The organism is Duganella sp. Dugasp78 (genome assembly GCF_059491455.1).
The window spans coordinates 6,422,464-6,440,894 of sequence record NZ_CP168506.1; the positions used below are offsets into that span (position 1 = coordinate 6,422,464).

At 62.1% G+C, this 18,431-nt stretch carries 11 protein-coding genes and 1 tRNA gene; 1 reads left to right on the top strand and 11 read right to left on the bottom strand.

The genetic code is table 11. The features are described from left to right. Window positions 1–40: 40 nt before the first annotated feature. The 7 genes from ACEN9O_RS28470 to ACEN9O_RS28500 all read right to left on the bottom strand — a co-directional run bounded on the left by ACEN9O_RS28470 (window position 41) and on the right by ACEN9O_RS28500 (window position 12,996). The gene (locus tag ACEN9O_RS28470; RefSeq protein WP_495615149.1) at window positions 41–1,522 is read right to left on the bottom strand and encodes a tryptophan halogenase family protein; all 1,482 of its coding nucleotides are present in this window, start codon (window positions 1,520–1,522) and stop codon (window positions 41–43) included. After that, window positions 1,519–3,024 carry a tryptophan halogenase family protein gene (locus ACEN9O_RS28475; RefSeq protein ID WP_495615150.1) on the bottom strand — a complete coding sequence of 502 codons (1,506 nt, stop codon included), beginning with the start codon at window positions 3,022–3,024 and terminating at the stop codon, window positions 1,519–1,521. Before ACEN9O_RS28475 ends, ACEN9O_RS28470 begins: the two co-directional genes overlap by 4 nt. A gap of 299 nt (window positions 3,025–3,323) precedes the next feature. Then, the gene (locus ACEN9O_RS28480; protein ID WP_495615151.1) at window positions 3,324–6,446 is read right to left on the bottom strand and encodes a TonB-dependent receptor; all 3,123 of its coding nucleotides are present in this window, start codon (window positions 6,444–6,446) and stop codon (window positions 3,324–3,326) included. Window positions 6,447–6,562: 116 nt separating this feature from the next. Continuing rightward, complete coding sequence (locus tag ACEN9O_RS28485) at window positions 6,563–7,684, bottom strand: hypothetical protein (RefSeq protein ID WP_495615152.1); 1,122 nt, start codon at window positions 7,682–7,684, stop codon at window positions 6,563–6,565. 576 nt (window positions 7,685–8,260) lie between these two features. Continuing rightward, the gene (locus ACEN9O_RS28490; protein ID WP_495615153.1) at window positions 8,261–8,842 is read right to left on the bottom strand and encodes a PEP-CTERM sorting domain-containing protein; all 582 of its coding nucleotides are present in this window, start codon (window positions 8,840–8,842) and stop codon (window positions 8,261–8,263) included. 28 nt (window positions 8,843–8,870) lie between these two features. Continuing rightward, window positions 8,871–11,384, bottom strand: a complete 2,514-nt coding sequence (locus ACEN9O_RS28495; RefSeq protein WP_495615154.1) for a cellulose binding domain-containing protein — start codon at window positions 11,382–11,384, stop codon at window positions 8,871–8,873. A 412-nt stretch (window positions 11,385–11,796) separates the two neighbouring features. Further along, the gene (locus ACEN9O_RS28500; protein WP_495615155.1) at window positions 11,797–12,996 is read right to left on the bottom strand and encodes a XylR family transcriptional regulator; all 1,200 of its coding nucleotides are present in this window, start codon (window positions 12,994–12,996) and stop codon (window positions 11,797–11,799) included. A gap of 462 nt (window positions 12,997–13,458) precedes the next feature. Between ACEN9O_RS28500 and ACEN9O_RS28505 the strand changes: the two genes are divergently transcribed. Continuing rightward, complete coding sequence (locus ACEN9O_RS28505; RefSeq protein ID WP_495615156.1) at window positions 13,459–13,581, top strand: hypothetical protein; 123 nt, start codon at window positions 13,459–13,461, stop codon at window positions 13,579–13,581. 122 nt (window positions 13,582–13,703) lie between these two features. Here the strand turns inward: ACEN9O_RS28505 and ACEN9O_RS28510 are convergent, their stop codons facing one another. From ACEN9O_RS28510 to tilS, 4 genes are all read right to left on the bottom strand, one after another. Further along, window positions 13,704–14,921, bottom strand: a complete 1,218-nt coding sequence (locus ACEN9O_RS28510; RefSeq protein WP_495615157.1) for an AraC family transcriptional regulator — start codon at window positions 14,919–14,921, stop codon at window positions 13,704–13,706. Window positions 14,922–15,412: 491 nt separating this feature from the next. Continuing rightward, a tRNA-Ser gene (locus tag ACEN9O_RS28515) sits at window positions 15,413–15,505 on the bottom strand. Between the two features lie 113 nt (window positions 15,506–15,618). Next, window positions 15,619–16,866: an aspartate kinase gene (locus tag ACEN9O_RS28520; protein WP_161090694.1), complete on the bottom strand. Its 1,248-nt coding sequence runs from the start codon at window positions 16,864–16,866 to the stop codon at window positions 15,619–15,621. Window positions 16,867–17,009: 143 nt separating this feature from the next. Further along, window positions 17,010–18,431 carry a tRNA lysidine(34) synthetase TilS gene (gene tilS, locus ACEN9O_RS28525; protein ID WP_495615158.1) on the bottom strand — a complete coding sequence of 474 codons (1,422 nt, stop codon included), beginning with the start codon at window positions 18,429–18,431 and terminating at the stop codon, window positions 17,010–17,012.

An 18,431-nucleotide genomic window follows, 5' to 3' on the forward strand; every position in this document is an offset into this window, starting at 1 on the left:
ATCACTCCTGTGTTTGTGTGTGTGTCGTCCAGCAGGGAACTCAGCGGCCCAGCATGCCGCGCAGGTAAGCGTCATGCGTGGGCATGGCCGCCACGGCTTCGATGATGCGTTCGCGGCGCCATCGCAGCCCCTCCAGCGCCTCGGCGCGCGGCATGTCGCCCAGCGTGGGATCGGCGTGCTCGGGCCAGTGCCCCATGCCGGCATGGATCGCCAGCCAGCTGGTCGCGTCGAAGCCCTCCAGGTCGTACTGGTGCAACGCGCCCGCCTGACGCCAGGCGTGGATCTTGAAGGCCAGGGTCTCGGGCAGCTCCATGGTGGTCATGGCGCGCCATAGCGCGCTGTCGCGGCGCGCGCTCAGGCAGTAGTGCAGGATGAGAAAATCGCGCACGCGCGCGAACTGGCGCGCGTTCACGCTGTTATAGTCGGCCAGCACCGGCTCGCTGAGCGGCGCGCCCGACAGCAGCAAATCGATCAGCTTGCCCAAGCCGCGCTGGACCAGAAAGATGCTGGTCGACTCGAGCGGCTCCAGGAAGCCCCCCGCCAGACCCACGGCGACCACGTTGTGCACCCAGGCGCGCGCGCGATGGCCGGTCTGGAAGCGCAGCAAGCGCGGCTCGGCCAGCGCCGGGCTATCTAGCTGCTGCAGCAATTGCGCGCGCGCGCTGTCCTCGTCGATGTAGCGGCTGGCGAACACGTGGCCGTTGCCGGTGCGGTTTTGCAGCGGAATCCGCCACGCCCAGCCCGCCTCCAGCGCGGTGGCGCGCGTGTAGGGCGTCAGTTCGTCGCCGATCCGCTCGGTCGGACAGGCCCAGGCCCGGTCCACCGGCAGCCAGTGGCTGAAGTCGACAAACGGCTCGCCCAGCGCGCGCCCCAGCAGCAGCGAGGCGAAGCCGGAGCAATCGATATACAGGTCGCCGGCCACCACGCGCCCATCTTCCAGCGTGAGCCACTCGACGCCGCCGTCGGCGCGCCGCGCCACGTTGACGATGCGCCCCTCGGTGCGGCGCACGCCGCGCTGCTCGGCCAGCTTGCGCAGGAAGGCGGCGTACAGCGCGGCGTCGAAGTGGTAGGCGTAATTGTAGCGGTCCGCTTCTCCCTGCAGCGCGAAGCGGCCCTGGCTGGCCATCACGGAAGACAGGCATTGCTCGCCCAGCGCGCCGAGGCGGGCGTCGTCCAGCCGGCGATACTGGGCCCACACCGAATTTGGCCCGTTCAGTTCGCCGAAATCGCCGAAGGTATGGAAATAGTTTTCGCCGCGCGCGCGCCAATCGCGAAATTCGATGCCCAGCTTGTAGCTGCCGTTGGTGGCGCGCAGGAACTCGGCCTCGTCGATGCCGAGCAGGCGGTGGAAGTTGCGGATCGAAGGAAAGGTCGCCTCCCCCACCCCGACTATGCCGATCTCCTCCGACTCGACCAGCTCGATGGTGGTGCCGCCTTTGAGCGCGGTGGCCATCGCGGCGGCCGTCATCCAGCCGGCCGCGCCGCCGCCGACCACCACGATGCGTTTGAATGGAAGCTTCATGGCGCCCTGCAGTGCCGGGAAATGTAGAGCGCGTGCTCGGGCATCGCCGCGACCGTCTGGTTGATGATCTCGCGCCGGCTGGCGAAATGCCCCAGCAATTGGTCGAACTGCATGGCGTCGATCAGAGGATCGTCCGCCTTGGGCACCACGCCCAGCCCCATCAGGATCGAGAAATACGAGGACGCGGAAAACCCCTGCGTATCGTAGATGGCCACGTGCCCCGTTTCGCGGAACAGCTCGATCTGGTGCTTGAGGGTGTCGGGAATGGCCATGTTGGCGGTATAGCGCCAGAATTCCGAATCGGACCGTTGGGTGACCTTGTAGTGCAAGACGATGAAGTCGCGCACGAACTGGTAGCGTTCCGCGATCAGGCGGTTGTACTGGTCGGCCAGTTCGGGACGGCAATCGCGATTCGGAAAATACTCGACCAACCAGCCGACCGCGAGTTCGATGATGTTGATGCTGGTCGATTCGAGCGGCTCGAGAAAGCCGCTGGACAGACCGATGGCGACGCAGTTCTTGATCCAGCTCTTGCGGCGCCGCCCGGTGGTAAAGCGCAGCTGGCGCGGCGCGTCCTGCGCTTCGCCGTCCAGGCCTTCGAGCAGCACGCGTCCCGCTTCCTCGTCGGTGGTAAAGGCGTTGCAGTACACATGGCCGTTGCCGGTGCGGTGCTGCAGTGGGATGCGCCAGGTCCAGCCGGCGCTCTTGGCGGTCGATATCGTGTAGGGCGTGAGCTGCTCGGCCTTGGCGCATGGAACGGCCTGCGCACTGTTGCAAGGCAGCATGTCGCTCCAGTCGTCATAGCCGGCCTTGAACACGCCTTCGATCAACAGGCCGCGAAAGCCGGAACAATCGACGAACAGATCGCCTTCCACGCGCCGCCCGTCGCGCAGCTTGAGGGCGGTGATGAAGCCGGTTTCAGGATGCTGTTCGACGCCGTCTATCATGCCTTCGATCCGCTTGACGCCGCGGGCCATGGCGTAGTCGCGCAAATAGGCGGCATACAGACCTGCGTCGAAGTGGTAGGCGTAGGAATAGGCGTCGGTAATGGAGGGCATCTCCTCGTGCGGCGGCGCAAAGCGATTGTTGCGCGCCATCGCCGACGCCATCGACCATTGCTCGTACGACGGCATATCCTTGAAGCTGCGCGACAGGCGCAGCCAGTACATATAGGCCGGACGATGCTCGATCGGGGGGCCAAAATCGCCGAAACCGTGGAAGAAGCGGTTGCCGGCATGCCCCCAATCCTTGAACTCGATACCGAGCTTGAACGTCGCCTGCGTCTTCCTGACGAAATCGGCATCATCGATGCCCAGGGCGTGATTGAAGTAGCGGATGGTCGGCAGCGTCGCTTCGCCCACGCCGACGGTGCCGATCTCGGCCGACTCGACCAGCACGATCTCGCTGCGCCCGCCCAGCTTGAGCGCCAGCGGCGCGGCCGTCATCCAGCCGGCGGTGCCGCCGCCGACAATGACGACTTTCCGGATTTGATTATCGGACATGGTTGTCACTTTCTGATGGTGTGCCTTGCCATCGCCGGCAAGGACTTGGTCGATGCCAGGCCGCGGCCGCCGGCACCAGAACAGCCGCAACAGCGACCGATAACGAGGATAAAATTCGGGAAAAAATCATTCGGGGTTCACTGAGTGGACTCACAGAGGCCGGCCGCGTGTCGCGTTTTGGCCGCCCCCCGTTTTGTCTTTAATCGTTGCACTACGCTTGCACCAACACGGACCACCCCGGATATCGAGGTGGTCCGAACATCGGAGGCGGCCCGTTCACTGGGCCGCCCCGCCCCTCCTTAGAACTGGTAGCGCAGCGAGACGCGGTAGCCGCGGCCGTACGAGAACCAGGCGCGGCCCATGTTGCCGATCCCCTGCTGCTGGGTCTGACGAACCGTGACGTCGGTCAGGTTGCTCACCGAGAAGCTGCCCGACAGATGGTCGTTGAAGCGGTAGTCCGTGCCGAAGTCCAGCGTCCCCATTGCTTCCTGCCAGGTCGGCAGACCGAAGGCCACGTCCTGCGCGCCGGCGCGCGCCGGATCGGCGCTGGTGCCGTCATTGCCCATGGTACCGCCCACGTTCACGCCCTGCAGGAAGCGGCTGCGCCAGCTGTAGGCCAGCCGCGCCGACAACGGCCCCTGGTCGTACATGAATTGCACGTTGTAGGCGTTTCTCGACAGGTACTGCAGCGGCAGCTCGGTGAACGGCATACCGTTGCTGTCGCAGCCGTACAGGTTCAGGTTGGCGTTGTTGAACGTGCCGGCCGCCGGGCAGTACTTCTGGTCGAACGGATGATGCAGCGCCTGCTTGCTCTTGATGTAGGTGTAGTTGGCCGAGACGCCGAAGCCCTTGGCCCACTGCGGCAACCAGTCCTTCAAACCGGGCACGTTGTTGAAGTAGGTCTGCCCCGCCAATTCCAGGCCGGTCACCGAGCCGTCCGCCACGTTGTCCTTCTGCGTGATCAAGAAGCTTTGCATGTTGCCGGCCAGGGTGGGGTAGTCGGCGGCGATGGCCGAATTCAAGATGATGTCTTTCACATCCTTGTGGAACACGGCAGCCGTCAGCGAGCTGCCGCTGCCAGGATACCACTCGAGCGTCACGTCATAGCTGTCGGCGCGGGTCGGCTTGAGCTTGATGTTGCCTTTGTTGGAGCCCTGATAGTTGACGGTCGCCGGCCTGCCAGTACTCTCCCCCACGTATTGCTGAGAGATCTCGATGTACGTGCCCAGGTCACTAAAGTCGGGCCGGTGCATCGCCCTGGCGTAGGCAAAGCGCGCCTGCAGCGTGCTCGACAGGTCCGCCTTCAGGTTCAGACTCGGCAGCACGTCGATGTAGCTGTTCTCGCCTTCGACTGGCGCGTTGATGGGGCCGAACCTCGGAAGTGCGGGCGGCGAGATGCTGTCGTATTGCGGCTTGAACACGGTGTAGCCATGCGCCACCCCCGCAGTGTGCACCACGCGCACGCCGGCGTTACCCTCGACCGGGAAGCGCAGATCGTCCCAGCCGAAGCGGGTCGACATATAGGCCGCATGGGTCTTCTCCGAGTTGCTGAAGGTCTTGCTCGGGTCGCCGTCGTAGACGCTCGGCGTCCAAATCTTGTCGCCCTGCGGCGCACAGTCTTTCGTGTAGCCGAATTGCTTGGCGCCGTCCTGGCACTCCATCACCCAGATCTTCTGCGCCACAGAGTAGGAATCAGGATAGCCCCTCACCGCAGCCATGGACGGCTCCACCAGCGGCGCCGGCGCCGGGACCTTGCCGTTGAAGAAGTTCTTGTATTGGAACAGCGTGGTCGGGACCAGGTCCCCGTAGCGCGGATCGCTAAAGTAGCCGAAACTGGCGCGCGGCATCCAGCCTTGGGCGTCGGCCACGTTGGGCAGGGTGCCCGGCGTTTTGGTCGTGGCGACCGACCATTCCTCGCTCGTGTTGTACCATTCAGAACCGGCGCTCTTGAAGTGGCGGGCCTTGCGATCGGTCAGGCGCACGCCGAAACGCAGGTCGCGGAACACCGGATGGTCGAACTTGTAGCGCGCGTCGACCTTCCAGGCGTACAGATCACCGTCATCCTTGCCCCCTTGCGGCCCAAACGAGGCCGCGAAGTAATTGTTCCGATCGGCCAGGAACTTCGTCGCCGCGTCGTCGAAGGTGATGTTGGCCGGCCCGCCGTTCACGCTGAGGTTCATGCTCGGCACGTAGGTCTGCAGCGTGATGTTGCGGCTGACTCTGTCGCCGGTGGAGTGCACCCACTGCACGTCGTTCTGGATCGACAGGCGCTGGTTGACGTTCCACTTGACGTTCCAGGCGATTTCGCGGGTTTTCGATTCGTTGTGGGCCTCTACGGCGTTCGAAGCGAAAAACAGGCCGCCGTTGACGAAATTGTTCGACCCCCGGCCCCCCGGATAAGTGTACCTGGCCGACTGCAGCACGCCGTTGGCGTCGAACACGGCGTCGTTCAGCTTCGACTTGTAGGGGTTCTCCACCTGAGTGTAGAGGGCGTGCTCCTCGGTGAGGGTCTTGTGGACCGAGTTGAACACGGTGAGCGAGGACTCCACGCCGTTCTTCTTCCACTGCAGCGCGGCATACTCGCCGACGCGGTCGCTCTGGGAGGTGTTGGTGCGATAGGATGCCGACTTGGGCACCCAGACGGTCTGGCCTTGATGGCCGGCGATGTCGGTGCGCGGGTAGTAAGGATCCACCTGGATCGAGTCGTTGTGCTCGTTGTTCCGGTTGCCCGACAGGTCCAGCAGCACGCCCCATTGGCCGAAGTCATTTTCCCAGCGTCTCGAGATCAGCGTGGACGCGGCCGGCGAGGTTTTCTTGCCCATCTCGTTGTAATTGGCGCTGGTCGAGACCATGAACTTGTTGCCCTTGTAGTCGAACGGCAGCGCGGTGCGCAGGTCGACCTGGCCGCTGACTCCGCCTTCGACCAGTTCGGCCGGCGGGTTCTTGTGCACGAGCACGGCCGACATCAGCTCAGGCGGCACGTCACCCCAGCTCAGCTCGCGTCCCGGCCAGCCGGACGAGAACGACTCACGGCCGTTGAGCGTGGACGAACCCCAGGTCAGGCCGCGCACCGAGATGCCCGAACCTTCGACCGAGAAGTGCTCCGGGTCGTCGCGGTTGGCGTTGCGGTCCATGGTCACGCCGACCACGCGCTGCAGCACCTCGGTGATCGACTTGTCCGGCAGCTTGCCGGCCTCCTCGGCGACGACGCCGTCGACGATCTCTTCCGCGTTCTGCTTGAGCTGGGCGGCCGACTGCAGCGCCGCGCGCTGGCCGCTCACGACGATGGTGGTCACTTCCTTGTCGGCGCCCGGGGCCTTGTCCTGCGCCCAGCCGGCCTGCGCGAACGTGGCGCCGCCGCAAATGAGCGCGGCCTGTGCTACGGCGATGGACAGCGTGGTCCTTTTCAATTGTCTCTTCATTTCATTGTCTCTTTTCTAGAATGAATCTCGAATGCCCAGCCGCGCGCTGCTGCGGCGTGGGAATAATATCTGGCCCGGCGGAGCCGGGAAACGCGGACGCTTCCCGGCGCCCCGGCTTACTGGAACGTGATCGGGCCGCTGACGGTGATCGCGGTCGGATAGCCCGGAGTGGTTGGCGCAGGGCCCGCCACCGTCGTGTTCAGGTGGTTCGACCACAGATAGACTTCCACGACCGGATACTTGGCAAGCTCCTTGGCCGCATCCTCGTTCTTCAAGGGCAAGCCGCAAGTCCTGTCGAAGGCCCTGAATTCGGTCAGCGGAATTTCTTGCGTGGTGAGCGCGCCGCTAAAGGGCTGGATCCACGCGATCACGGCGACGTTGCAGTCGCCGTTCCGGTGGCCCAGCCTGAGGTTCACAGCCACCCAATTATCTTTGGTCGCGACCCACTCGGCGTTCTGGCCTATCGTGATCTTCATCGTGGTCTGATTGGACAAGCGCAGGCCCTCGGTGGTGTCGCCAGCATTGTTGACGGCAATGTTGGACCACAGGTCGAAGCCCATGTAGCCGCCGGCACCGGCGCCGTTGGTCGGGAACTTGGGGTCGTTGGTCTGGATCACGTACTTATAGGTGAGGCTGCTGTCCACCGCATTGAACGACGCACTGCACCAGTTCGTGTCACGGCAACCATAGCCGTCAAAGCTACCGCCGGACCAGGTCTGGATATCACCGCCTTCGATGGTCTTGTTGACCGCTTTGATGCCGGTAATGTAGGTGAGCACCGCCGGTTTGTCGTCGCCCACGACGAAGGTGACCTTCGAAGTCCCCACGTCGTAGGTGTCGTTGCCCGCCTGCGTGGCGGTGATCGAGCAGTTGCCCTTGGAGACCAGGGTGAGCGTGGTGCCGCTGACGGTGCAGACGGCCGGCGTGGTCGAGCTGAAGGTCACCGGCCCGCCCGTCTCGGACGTCGCGGCAAGCGGAGGCGGGGTCTGGGTGATCGATTGGAAACCGGGCGAGGGGAAGTCGACAAACTGCTTATGCTTGAGCACGACGAACAACTGCTGCTGCGAGTTCGCCATGTAGGTGCTGTCGCCGGCCTGGTTGGCCGTGACCGAGCATTCGCCCGCCTTGACCGGCACCAGCTTGTCGCCATCGATGGTGCAGATGCTTGGCGTGTTCGACGTGAACGTGACGGGCAGCCCGGACGATGCGGTCGCCACCAGCGCTTTGGGCGGCGTCAACAGATAGGACTCCGCCGGAAAAGCGAAAGTGATTGACTGGGTTTTGGTGCCCGCCGAACTGCCACCGCCGCCGCAGGCGGCCAGCAGCGTGGCGCAGGCAAGGCCGATGGCCGTAAGCTGGAATCTCATGGTATGTCTCCTCATTGGAATGTTCCTCTCTATTGTGTTTGCTAAAAATGCTCGACACCGGCGACGCCGATGACAAGGAAAAGATTGGTCACTGTCCCGCTCCGCGTGCGCGGCATGAACGATGGTCCTGGTCAAGGATGGATGGACCGGCATCGCCTCATTATTGTTATGGAATCGCTTACAAAAACGCATGACAAACAGCGCGCCAGGATTGGAAACACCCGCGCTGCGCGGGAAGGCAGCGCGCCACGTCCTCGATGCTGCAATCCTCGCGTTCCAGACCGGCCTTGGGGCGCAAGACCTTCGCGCATGCTGGCACCCGCGCGAACGCACCCATGCTGGAGGTCTTGAAAAAAAGAGGCAGCCAAAGCTGCCCCCTGAAAATCACTGCGCCAGTACACAGTGACGGAGAGCAAAAATATGGAAAGGCCAGGATGGCCGCGATCTTCAGCGCGCCGACCTGCGCCGCCACGCCACCAGCGCCAGCAGGCCGATCCCCAGCATCAGCGGGGTGCTGGGTTCGGGCACCGCGGCGGCCGCGGTGGTGGTGAAGTCGTCCATCACGTACCAGCCGCTGTCGTGCGTGATGCTCAGGGACGACACGTTGCTGAAGGCTGCACCCACCCACCGGTAGCTGTCGCCGAGGGCGACGTTGCCGGTGGTGCCGATGAGCTGGTTGGCGGCGTCGTAGGCGCTGATGTTGATCCAGCCGGCCTTGTCGCTGCCGCCAGCCGGCGTGGCGAACCAAGCGCCGGCGAAGTTGAAGCCGGTCGCGCTGCTCACGCTCATGGCATCGCTGCCGAAGCCATTGACGGCGAAATTGTTGCCGGAATGGGCAGCGTTGGCGAAGCCGCCGATGCTGTTGTCGCCAGCGTACCAATCCGAGCTCCAGTTCAGGCCGGCGTAGGGGTTGAGGTCGCTCAGGCTGGTGAAGTCGCCGCCGGTGACCACGTTTTCGAAACCGATCGGAGCAGCATGGACCGCGCCCGCCAGCACCAGGCTGGCGATGAAGGTAAGAATTTTTTTCATGATAATTCCTGATGAATTAAGAGTGTGCTTACTTGCAGATAGCGCCAGTGACGGCCGGTGGCGCCAATGGATTTTGCGTCGACTGGCTGAAGCCGAAGCCGAGCGAAGCGGTTTGCCCAGGGCCGATATTGGCGTTCCAGCCGCCGTCGCTCCCCGTGTAGTTCGGCGAGGTGCCGGTCACGACCCCGTTGTAGACCGTCGATGACGGCTTCGTGTCGTCGGCGTAGGTCCAGTGCACCGTCCAGCCGTTGATGGTGGTCGCGCTCGTGTTGGTGACTTTAACAACGGCAAAGCCGCCGCCCCACCACGTGCCGGTCACGGTGTACTCGCAGATAGCCGGCGCCGGCGGCGGCACGTACACTTGCGGCACCACCTGGACCTCACCGGCCGGGTCGATCTGGCCGTAGGCGGCGCCGCGGCCGTTGGTGTCCATGTAGACCCGGCCGTAGGTGCTCATGTCGCCCGTCACCCACCCGCCCTGCGTGCCATACTGGTGGGCATCGTCGTTGACGCGAACCCAGCTCGCGCCCATGTCGGTCGAGCGCATCAAGCCGCGCGCGGCGCCCACCGCGCCGTACACGTATAGGGTCGGATAAGCAGCGGACGGCGCTTCCTTGCCCAGGCCCACGGATGCGCAGGAAGCGATGGTGGCCACACGGGTGAAAGTCGCGCCCGAATCGGTCGAATGGCTCAGGCCGTTCGAGCTCAGGCAGGCCCACAGGTCGCCCTCGCGCCCAGGCGTGGCGCGCAGGAGGGGCGAGCCGCCGCCGGCGAGCTGGGCCTTGAGGCTGAACGAGATGCCGCCGTCGGTGCTCAGCATCAGCTTGCCGTTGTCGCGGTCGTACACATAGAACTTGTTCGGGTTGACCGGGTCGGCCACCGGACGCGCATTGTTCACGGCCAGGCCGGTAACGGGCGTCCAGCTGGTGCCGAAGTCGGTCGAGCGGTAAGTGGTGGTCGAATTTTGCGGGCTGTGCAGCAGCACGAAGCCGTCAGCCGACAGCGCCAGGTTGCCTTGCGAACCATTCATGGACGACGCCTTCGTCCAGCTGGTCCCCGTGTCGGTCGAGGTGTAGATGGCAGGGCCCACCCGCGCCATCACATGCTCGGCCTGCGCGGCAACCGCCAGGCCGGTGTTGTTGCCCATCCTCGGGGTGTTTACCACGCCGTACTGGTCCGGCACCGCGTTGATGAAGCCGTCGCCGTCGCCGATGGCCGACACCAGCGCGCCGTTCTGCAGGGGTTGGGCGACAAACACGGCGACCTCTTCCATCCCGCGCGGCTCTAACTGCCAGGTGGTCGTGGTCGCGTCGATGTCGCTCGTCTTGAAGACGCCGCCGCCCCATCCCATCCACACGGTCTTGGTATCGAAGGGATCGAACTCGATCGAGCCGGCCCAGTTGATCGCCACGGGCTTGACCCAGTCGGCGCCGTTCGGGTCGATCGTCAGGTTGGTGCCGGCGCGCTCCACCAAGTCGATCCAGCTGCGGCCGGCATCTTGCGAGGTGTAGAAGCGCTCGCCGTAGGTATTCCCGGTTGGCAGCATCCGCTGGGTCCAATAGGTGTTGGAGGACGACGCCACCAGGTGTTTGGGATTGGCCGGGTCGACGCTGATGCCGCCGAAGGCGTGAGTCCGGTTGGCCGGTGTGACATTGGTCCAGGCGCCGCCAATGGTGTTGTATTCCCAGATCGCGCCGGTGTTCATCGGCTCGCTATCGGACTGCGGGTGCGGTCCGGCGCCGTTGGCGTAGGTCAGGTACAGGCGTCCCTTGTTGGTGATCGCCGCGCGCTGCGGCATCAGGTTGGCCGGTGCGCCCGCGACCGGGGCGAAGGTGACGCCGCCGTCCTTGCTGAAATACAGGCTCGGTCCCACCGAGCCGTAGCGCGACACGCCGACATAGATGCGCTTGGCCACGCCCTGGCTCACGCTGGTCGGATCGAGCAATACGAAGCTGATGCCGTTGCCGTTGGGCGTCTCGGTCACATTCAGGCCATCGACACGACTCCAGGTGGTGCCGGCATCGACGCTCTTGAACAGGCCGTTGTGGCGGGTTCCTACGAACAGCACATTGCTCGAACCTGGATCGACCTGCAGCTTTTCGCCATTCCCGCGGCCCATGCCGTTGCCGTGCGCCTTGAACTGGGCGGTCACGTCGATCACGTCGAAATGCTGGCCGTAGTCGGTCGAGCGCAGGATGGCGGTCTTGCCGTTGTTGAAGTACTCGGTGCCGGCCAGCATGTAGACGTTGGCCGAGTTTCTCGGATCGATGGCCAGCGATTCCACGCCCATCAGGCCGGTGGAGCCTTCACCGAGCCAGTCCATCAGCGGGATCCAGCGTTCGTTATGACTATCCCAGCGGTAAGCGCCGCCGACGTCGGTGCGCGCGAACACCACGCCGCGCTCGGTCTTGCTGGTCACGATGCCGCTGACGTAGCCGCCGGCGCCCATGGCAACGTTATCCCAGTGATAATTCTCAGCCGTGGCGCCAAACGACACCACCAAGCCCGTCGTCAAGCAGGCCACCATTTTCTTCAATTGCATTACCGTCTCCTTTGGTTTTATTTTCCAACTCACAAGCAGCCACCACCGGCTGCCGGCACTACTCAAATCACTCAATACGTATTTGTTTTAAATATATTGAGAACAATATTTATCACACGGCTATCGGGTTGACTCTTCATATATTGGTAAAATCAAACGGCGCGCCATGCCTTGGTGGCAAGGAGTTAGCGCCACGCCACATTCAAATGGCACGACAGTCAGTGCGTACACCACGCGGATGCTTTGCGGGTTGACATTGGATTAAATCTTACCAGTCGTATTGCACCTTTTAAGCATCCCATCGTTGATTGGAGGAAATTCCATTCCGTTTGGTGATTTGGACAAATCCAACATTCGAATACCCCACCCTCCGGCCCAGCCTTCACAGCAGGAGGCATGGGGAACTGGCTGGCTATACCCCGGCCATCTGTACACTCTCGCCCAGCACGCGGTCGCGGTAGGCGCGCGGCGTGCAGCCAAGTTCGCGCTTGAACACCCGATGCAAGTAGTGGATCGATGTAAAGCCACTGTCCAACGCCACGTCCTCGATGCTGCAGGCCCCGCTTTTCAGGCCGGCCTTGGCCGCATCGAGCTTGACGCTCATGATCACGTCGTGCACGCTGCAACCGAGCTCATCGCGGAAATGGGATTCGAGCGACGATCGCGACACACCCACATAGTCGGCCACCTGCTCGGTTTTGATACCGCGGCAGGCATACTGGCGGATAAAGTGGCGCGCCCGCATCACGATCGGATGCTTGATGCACTGGTACTGGGTGGACGCGAATACGTTGATGCCGGCCGGCGGCACCATGATCCGCTCGTTCGGCAGACGCACCCCGTGCAGCATCTGCGTGAGCAGATGGGCGGCGGTGCGCCCCATCTCCTGCGCGCCCTGGATTACGGTACTAAGCGGTATCCGGGAAAGCCTGCGTACCAGCGGGTCGTTGTCGATACCGATGATCGCCACCTTTTCCGGCACTTCGATGCCGGCGAGGATACAGGCCTGCAGTAGCTGGCGCGCGCGCGCATCGGTCACGGCGATGATCCCGACCGGTTTGGGCAAGTTGCGCAACCAGTCGATCTGTCGCTGGACCGCCTCGCCCCACGAATGGGCGCTGGTTTCCCAGCCACGGAAGATCTCCGGCTCCAGCAAGTCGCCCTGCTCCAAGCGGCGGAAGGCGTTTTCGCGTTCCTGCGCCCAGCGGTTTTCCCCGGTAGCGGGAACGCTGAACAGGGCGAAACGCTGCAGGCCGACATCGATCAGGTGCTGGCGTGCCACTTCAATCAGCTTGGCATTGTCGGTCGCCACGTAGGGCACGCCGACCGGATATTGGGCCTCGTCGGCATAGGAACCGCCGACCGCCACCACCGGTACGCTGCAGCGCGACAAAGCTTCTGCCACGGCTGGATCGTCAAAGTTGGCAATGATGCCATCGCCTTGCCAGTGCTCGATGCCTGACAGGCGCAGTCGGTAATCTTCTTCCAGGAATAAATCCAAGTCCGCGCGCGTTCTTCCCAGATAGGCGGCGATGCCGGCAATGACTTCGTGATCGAATATGTTGTTCGCGTTGAATAACAAGGCGATCCGGTGTAGTTTCGGCGTTTTCATTTGACTTGAATGCTTTGAAAGCATTTCCGGAAAAGTGAAAACAGGCATAGCTGCGCATATAAAAAACTGAAGGGCATAATCGTCTCTCTCTATCCTGTATTTTTATAATAAAAACATTCCGCTTGCAGGCAATCGGCGCTGCCCCTATCCAATCGGAGCAATAGGCTGGCGCTCATATATAAAAGACTTTTTCAGTCTTTCGTACTCGGCGGCGCCTGCCGAACGAGCCCGGCCTCGCACGGCGGCCTGGAGGATCGGCAGCGGAAGCCGACCCACAACCCGAGCATAGGGGGGCGGCTAGCGCGACACTATCGACAATGAAACGACTACTTCTAACCGCTATAAAACTCAAAAAAATGCAAGTAGTTCTGCCAAAAATGATAGAAAGGGTGGTGCGGCGCGTCAGTCAGAGACAAGGCTGGGGAATCGTCGAGGGGCTGGAAGCGACATAAGCGCGCGCAGATGGGCGGCAAACTGGTGCGCCGCATGGGCATGGTCCGCGTCACCTTCGCCTTGCATCTGAAGGCGGCGAGCTACAACCTGAAGCGTTTGGTATTTTTGAAAGAAGGCGGGCTGGCGTTCTAAACAGCTTCAAAGGAGCGATTAGGTGTCTAGAACGACAATTTTCTGGGGATTTACACTAGTTTTTGAACGCCAGCTCAAGCAGCAAAAATGGGGGGGGGCGTCCGAGGAGCCTTTAAGCGGAGCTAGGCTGCAAGATCGTCGGAGGGAGGACTTCCCTCAGGGGAGGAAGTCACGGAAGCCTCGTGCTGCCGGGCGGAGAGTGCGCGGAATGCTTTCGGCGTGCAGCCGTATTGTTCCTTGAACAGCTTGTTGAAATATGGCACATTCGCATAGCCAACGGTGTAGGCGATCTCCGCCACGGCCGCGCCGTTCTCCTTGGCCAGCAAGCGGGCCGCTTCGGTCAGCCGCAATTTATTCAGGTAGGTGACGAACGTCATGCCGAGTTCTGTCTTCAGCACCTCGTTGACCTTGTTGCGATTCGTGCCAGTCGCGGCCACAATGCCGGGCAAGTCCAGGTCGGCATTCATGTAATTGGTCGAGATATACCGCAGGATCAATCCCTTTTCCTTGTCTTTACAAGGCTCCAGCGTTAATTGCCGGTAAGCGACCAGGGTCAGGTCTTTCGTCAGATTGGAATCGACGCTCGCCATCAAGGCGCGGGAATGTGCGCGGAAAAACCAAAGTCCAAATACGCTCAAGTTTGCCAAAACGATCACGGCCAGCGCACCGACATACCGATAATCACGGCCGTGCAGCGTGACTTCGCTGATTTCCACGCGGGCCTCGACATCATGCGGGCTGTGGACCGTGATTCCGAACGCGATTTTCCCCACTTTCGCGAGGTTATATTCGTGATGCGCCAAATTGGAATTGTTCAAGCCGAACCACCAGTCCGGAATGGTCAACCGGGTCAAATCCAGGGACACCGGCTTACCTTTTTCGTTGCAGAAAAAATAAGTCTGGGGCGATGGATACGTCAGGAAATCGCCCAGTCGGGAAATTTTGTCGTCAAAGGTATTAAGCCCAAACATCAAGGTGTTGGCAGGCGCACATTTGGCAACAAAGGAAATGGTGCTGTACTTCGATAAATCGATCTGGACCAGATTTTCTTTCCGGTCATAGCGCCGCAGCTCCGCAGTGACGTAGGGGTACTGCATGGTGCCGTTCAAGCTGAAGGAATAGGCGAGCCGTTGATCGCTAACTTTATCGAGACGGATGCTAGACGCGCCGCCGATGGCCGCATCCGTACTGCCGGCGTAGCGCCAGTGGTCGCCATTTGGATACGGCTCCAGCAAGGACAAAGTCAGAAAGCTCTGATAGACGAACAAACACGCCAATAAGGCGTTTGTGATCACAAGTAGAATTAGCGCGATGAGCGCCTTCTTATAGAATTCTTGCATGTCGCTGCTGGTGATTAGGCTGTCTCTGGGCGGCACCGCTTGTCTGGTGCTCGTAACATCATAGCAGCTTAACTCAGTGCCAGCGACCTGAAAGAAGGAATTCGGATTCGAGGGGTCTTACGACCGGGTGGCGGCGTTCGCGAGGGTATGGCGAGAGGGTCAAACTGAGAGGGTCAATCCTGCCAGCAAACGAACACATCCACGCGCTGATGGGCTTGCCTGTATCCATCGACCTGGACATGAACGCTATTTTTATAAACGATTTATGCCGTTTTTTCTCTTCTCTACCGGCGGTGAGCAGACGTTTGGGCTGGGATCTTTTTTAGATGATGCATACGTCGCGCGCCCAAGGCGCGCGGCGCTGGCGCGTTGCGCCAGCAGTTGGGCGATTCGGAGGGGATTTGCGCGGCACGCGCAAATCCTTCGAATCCCACCGTTCCGTCCGGAACAACGAAAAAAGCCTCCCGCAGGGGAGGCTTTTTTCGTTGTTCTGGCGGAGACGGTGGGATTCGAACCCACGATACAGGTATAAGCCGTATGCATCCTTAGCAGGGATGTGCCTTCGGCCACTCGGCCACGTCTCCTAGTCGATTGCTCAACTATGTCTTTTCTACCAAACTGCGCTAGAGCAGACGACCGTCATAGTATAGAGCGAGACCAGATTGGTCAAGGCTACCTGACGATTTTTTTGAAAAAATTATGCCTTTTCCAATTCGAACGCTTTGTGCAGCGCGCGGACGGCCAGTTCCATATATTTTTCGTCGATCAGCACCGAGATTTTGATCTCGGACGTCGAGATCATCATAATGTTGATGCCCTCTTCCGACAAGGTGCGGAACATCTGCGAGGCCACGCCCACGTGCGAGCGCATGCCCACGCCCACCACCGAGATCTTCGAGACCTTGGCGTCGCCGGTGATGCTGGCCGCGCCCAGTTCCGCCTTGGTGCTGTTGAGCACGTCGATGGCGCGCTGGTAGTCGTTGCGCGAGACGGTGAAGGTGAAGTCCGTCTTGCCGTCGACCGACTGGTTCTGGATGATCATGTCGACTTCGATGTTGGCATCGGCCACCGGCCCCAGGATGTGGTACGCCACGCCTGGACGGTCGGGCACGCCCAGCACGGTGATTTTGGCCTCATCGCGGTTAAACGCGATACCGGAGATGACTGCTTGTTCCATGTGTGTATCTTCCTCAAACGAAATCAGGGTGCCCGAGTTGGCTTCTACTTCCAGGTCCAGCATCGGGTCGGTCAGCGACGACAGAACGCGGGTCGGCACGCGATAGTTGCCGGCGAATTCCACCGAGCGGGTTTGCAGCACTTTCGAGCCCAGCGATGCCAGCTCCAGCATTTCTTCAAACGTGATCGCCTTGAGGCGGCGCGCTTCCGACACCACGCGTGGGTCGGTCGTGTACACGCCATCTACGTCGGTGAAGATCAGGCATTCGTCAGCCTTCATCGCGGCGGCGATCGCCACGGCGGAAGTGTCCGAACCGCCGCGGCCCAGCGTCGAGATGTTGCCGCCCTCGTCCACGCCCTGGAAGCCGGTGATGATGACGATCTTGCCGTCGTCGAGGTCGCGGTTCACTTTCTCGTTGTCGATCGACTGGATGCGGGCCTTGGTGAAAGCGGAATCGGTTTTAATCGCGACTTGCCAGCCGGCGTAGGATACGGCTTTCTTGCCGATCGCCAGCAGCGCCATCGACAGCAGACCCACCGAGACCTGCTCGCCGGTGGAGGCGATCATGTCCAGTTCGCGCGGGTCGGGCTGGGCCTGGATTTCCTTGGCCAGGGCGATCAGGCGATTGGTCTCGCCGGACATGGCCGATGGGACGACGACGATGCGGTGCCCGGCGTCATGCCACTTGGCGACACGCTGCGCCACGTTCTTGATACGGTCCGTCGAACCCATCGACGTACCGCCATATTTGTGCACGATTAAAGCCATAACAGAGAGTTTTCCGCTCAAATAAAGGTAAATGGAACCCTTAACTCTACATGTCGCACTGCAAAATAACAAGTCAAAAAACTCATAAAGTCATACCGAATAGACATATCTACATACAAAATTCGGTAAATAAGGGCTATTGTCTATACAGCCTGCCAACGCAGACGCCAGCGTGAAAGCCCCTCACCCACCAGATTGTTGCAATCCATGCCAACTCCGGCCGCGAACAACACCTGCCGACCGGTGCTGACTACGGGCAGGCGCGAGCGCTCCCAGGCCGGGATGTTGAGCGCCTGGTAATGATACTTGAGTCCGCGCGTCGGGCGGTTGTGGGCCGGCTTGAGGCGCTCGCCGCCCTTGCGGAATTCGATCAGCAGGGGCTGGCCGCGCAGCCAGTCGGCGTCCAGCCCGCCTTCGCCCTCGCCGGCCGGCTCGAAATGCAGCACGCCACCGTAGGCCGGGAAGACCATTTCAGTTTCGCCGTTCCAGGTGAACGAGGTGCCCGGCGTTTTGTCGAACTCGTCTTCGCGCGTGCCTTCCAGGTCTTCCAGCTTGGGCGTGATATGCAGGCGGTCGCGATGACGCCTGACGTGGCAATCGGGGTGCGTTACCAGCGGTTGGGCGCCGTCGCGCGCTTCCAACAGCTGGGCCAGCATTTCGGACAACCAGGCCGCGCTCGGCATGCGCAGCTGGCGCGTGGCGAACCAGTGGCGCAGCAGGTTGTAGCTGCGGTCCAGGCTCAGCAGACGCAGCTTGGCGATGTCGATGCAATCGTCGACCAGGCACAAGGCCAGGTCCTGCTCGGCCAGCTCGGTCAGCAGGCGCTGGGCCGACTGCGCGTGCTGGGCGCTGCGCGCAAAGCGTTCCTGGAAGCCCGGGAAGGCCTCGGCCAGCGCCGGCATCACCTGGTGGCGCAGCGCGTTGCGGGCGAAGCGCGGGTCGTCGTTGGATTCGTCGTTGATGTAGGCGATGCCATGTTCGGCCACATACGCGGCCAGTTGCTTGCGCGAGGCCGGCAGCAGCGGACGCGCCATCACCAGGTCGGGATTGGCCAGCAACTCGGGCGCGGCGTTGGCGGCGTCCATGCCGGACAGGCCGGCCGGGCCGGAGCCGCGCAGCAGCTGCAGCAACACGGTCTCGGCCTGGTCGTCCAGATGGTGCGCGGTCAGCAGCAGCTTGACCTCGTGCGCGGCGCACAGCGCGCCCAGCGCGGCGTAGCGCACCTTGCGGGCGGCCGCTTCGGTGCCGCTCTTCTGCTGGTTCGCCAGTTGCACGCGACGCGCTTCGAAGGTGACGCCCAGCGCGGAGCAGGCTTGTTCGCAGTGCGACAGCCAGGCGTCGGCGTTGGCGCTGAGGCCGTGGTGGACGTGGAAGGCGTACAGGGCCACGCCGTGCGCCTGCGCGTAGGCATGGGCCAGGTGGAGCAGCGCCGACGAGTCGAGGCCGCCGCTGAGGGCCACGGCCATGCGCGGACGCACCGCTTCATTCGCCTGCTGCTGCGCCAGCGCCGCCGTGACGGCCTGTTCGAAGGTTGAGGACAGGGTCGGGATCTGTTGCTTCTTCAA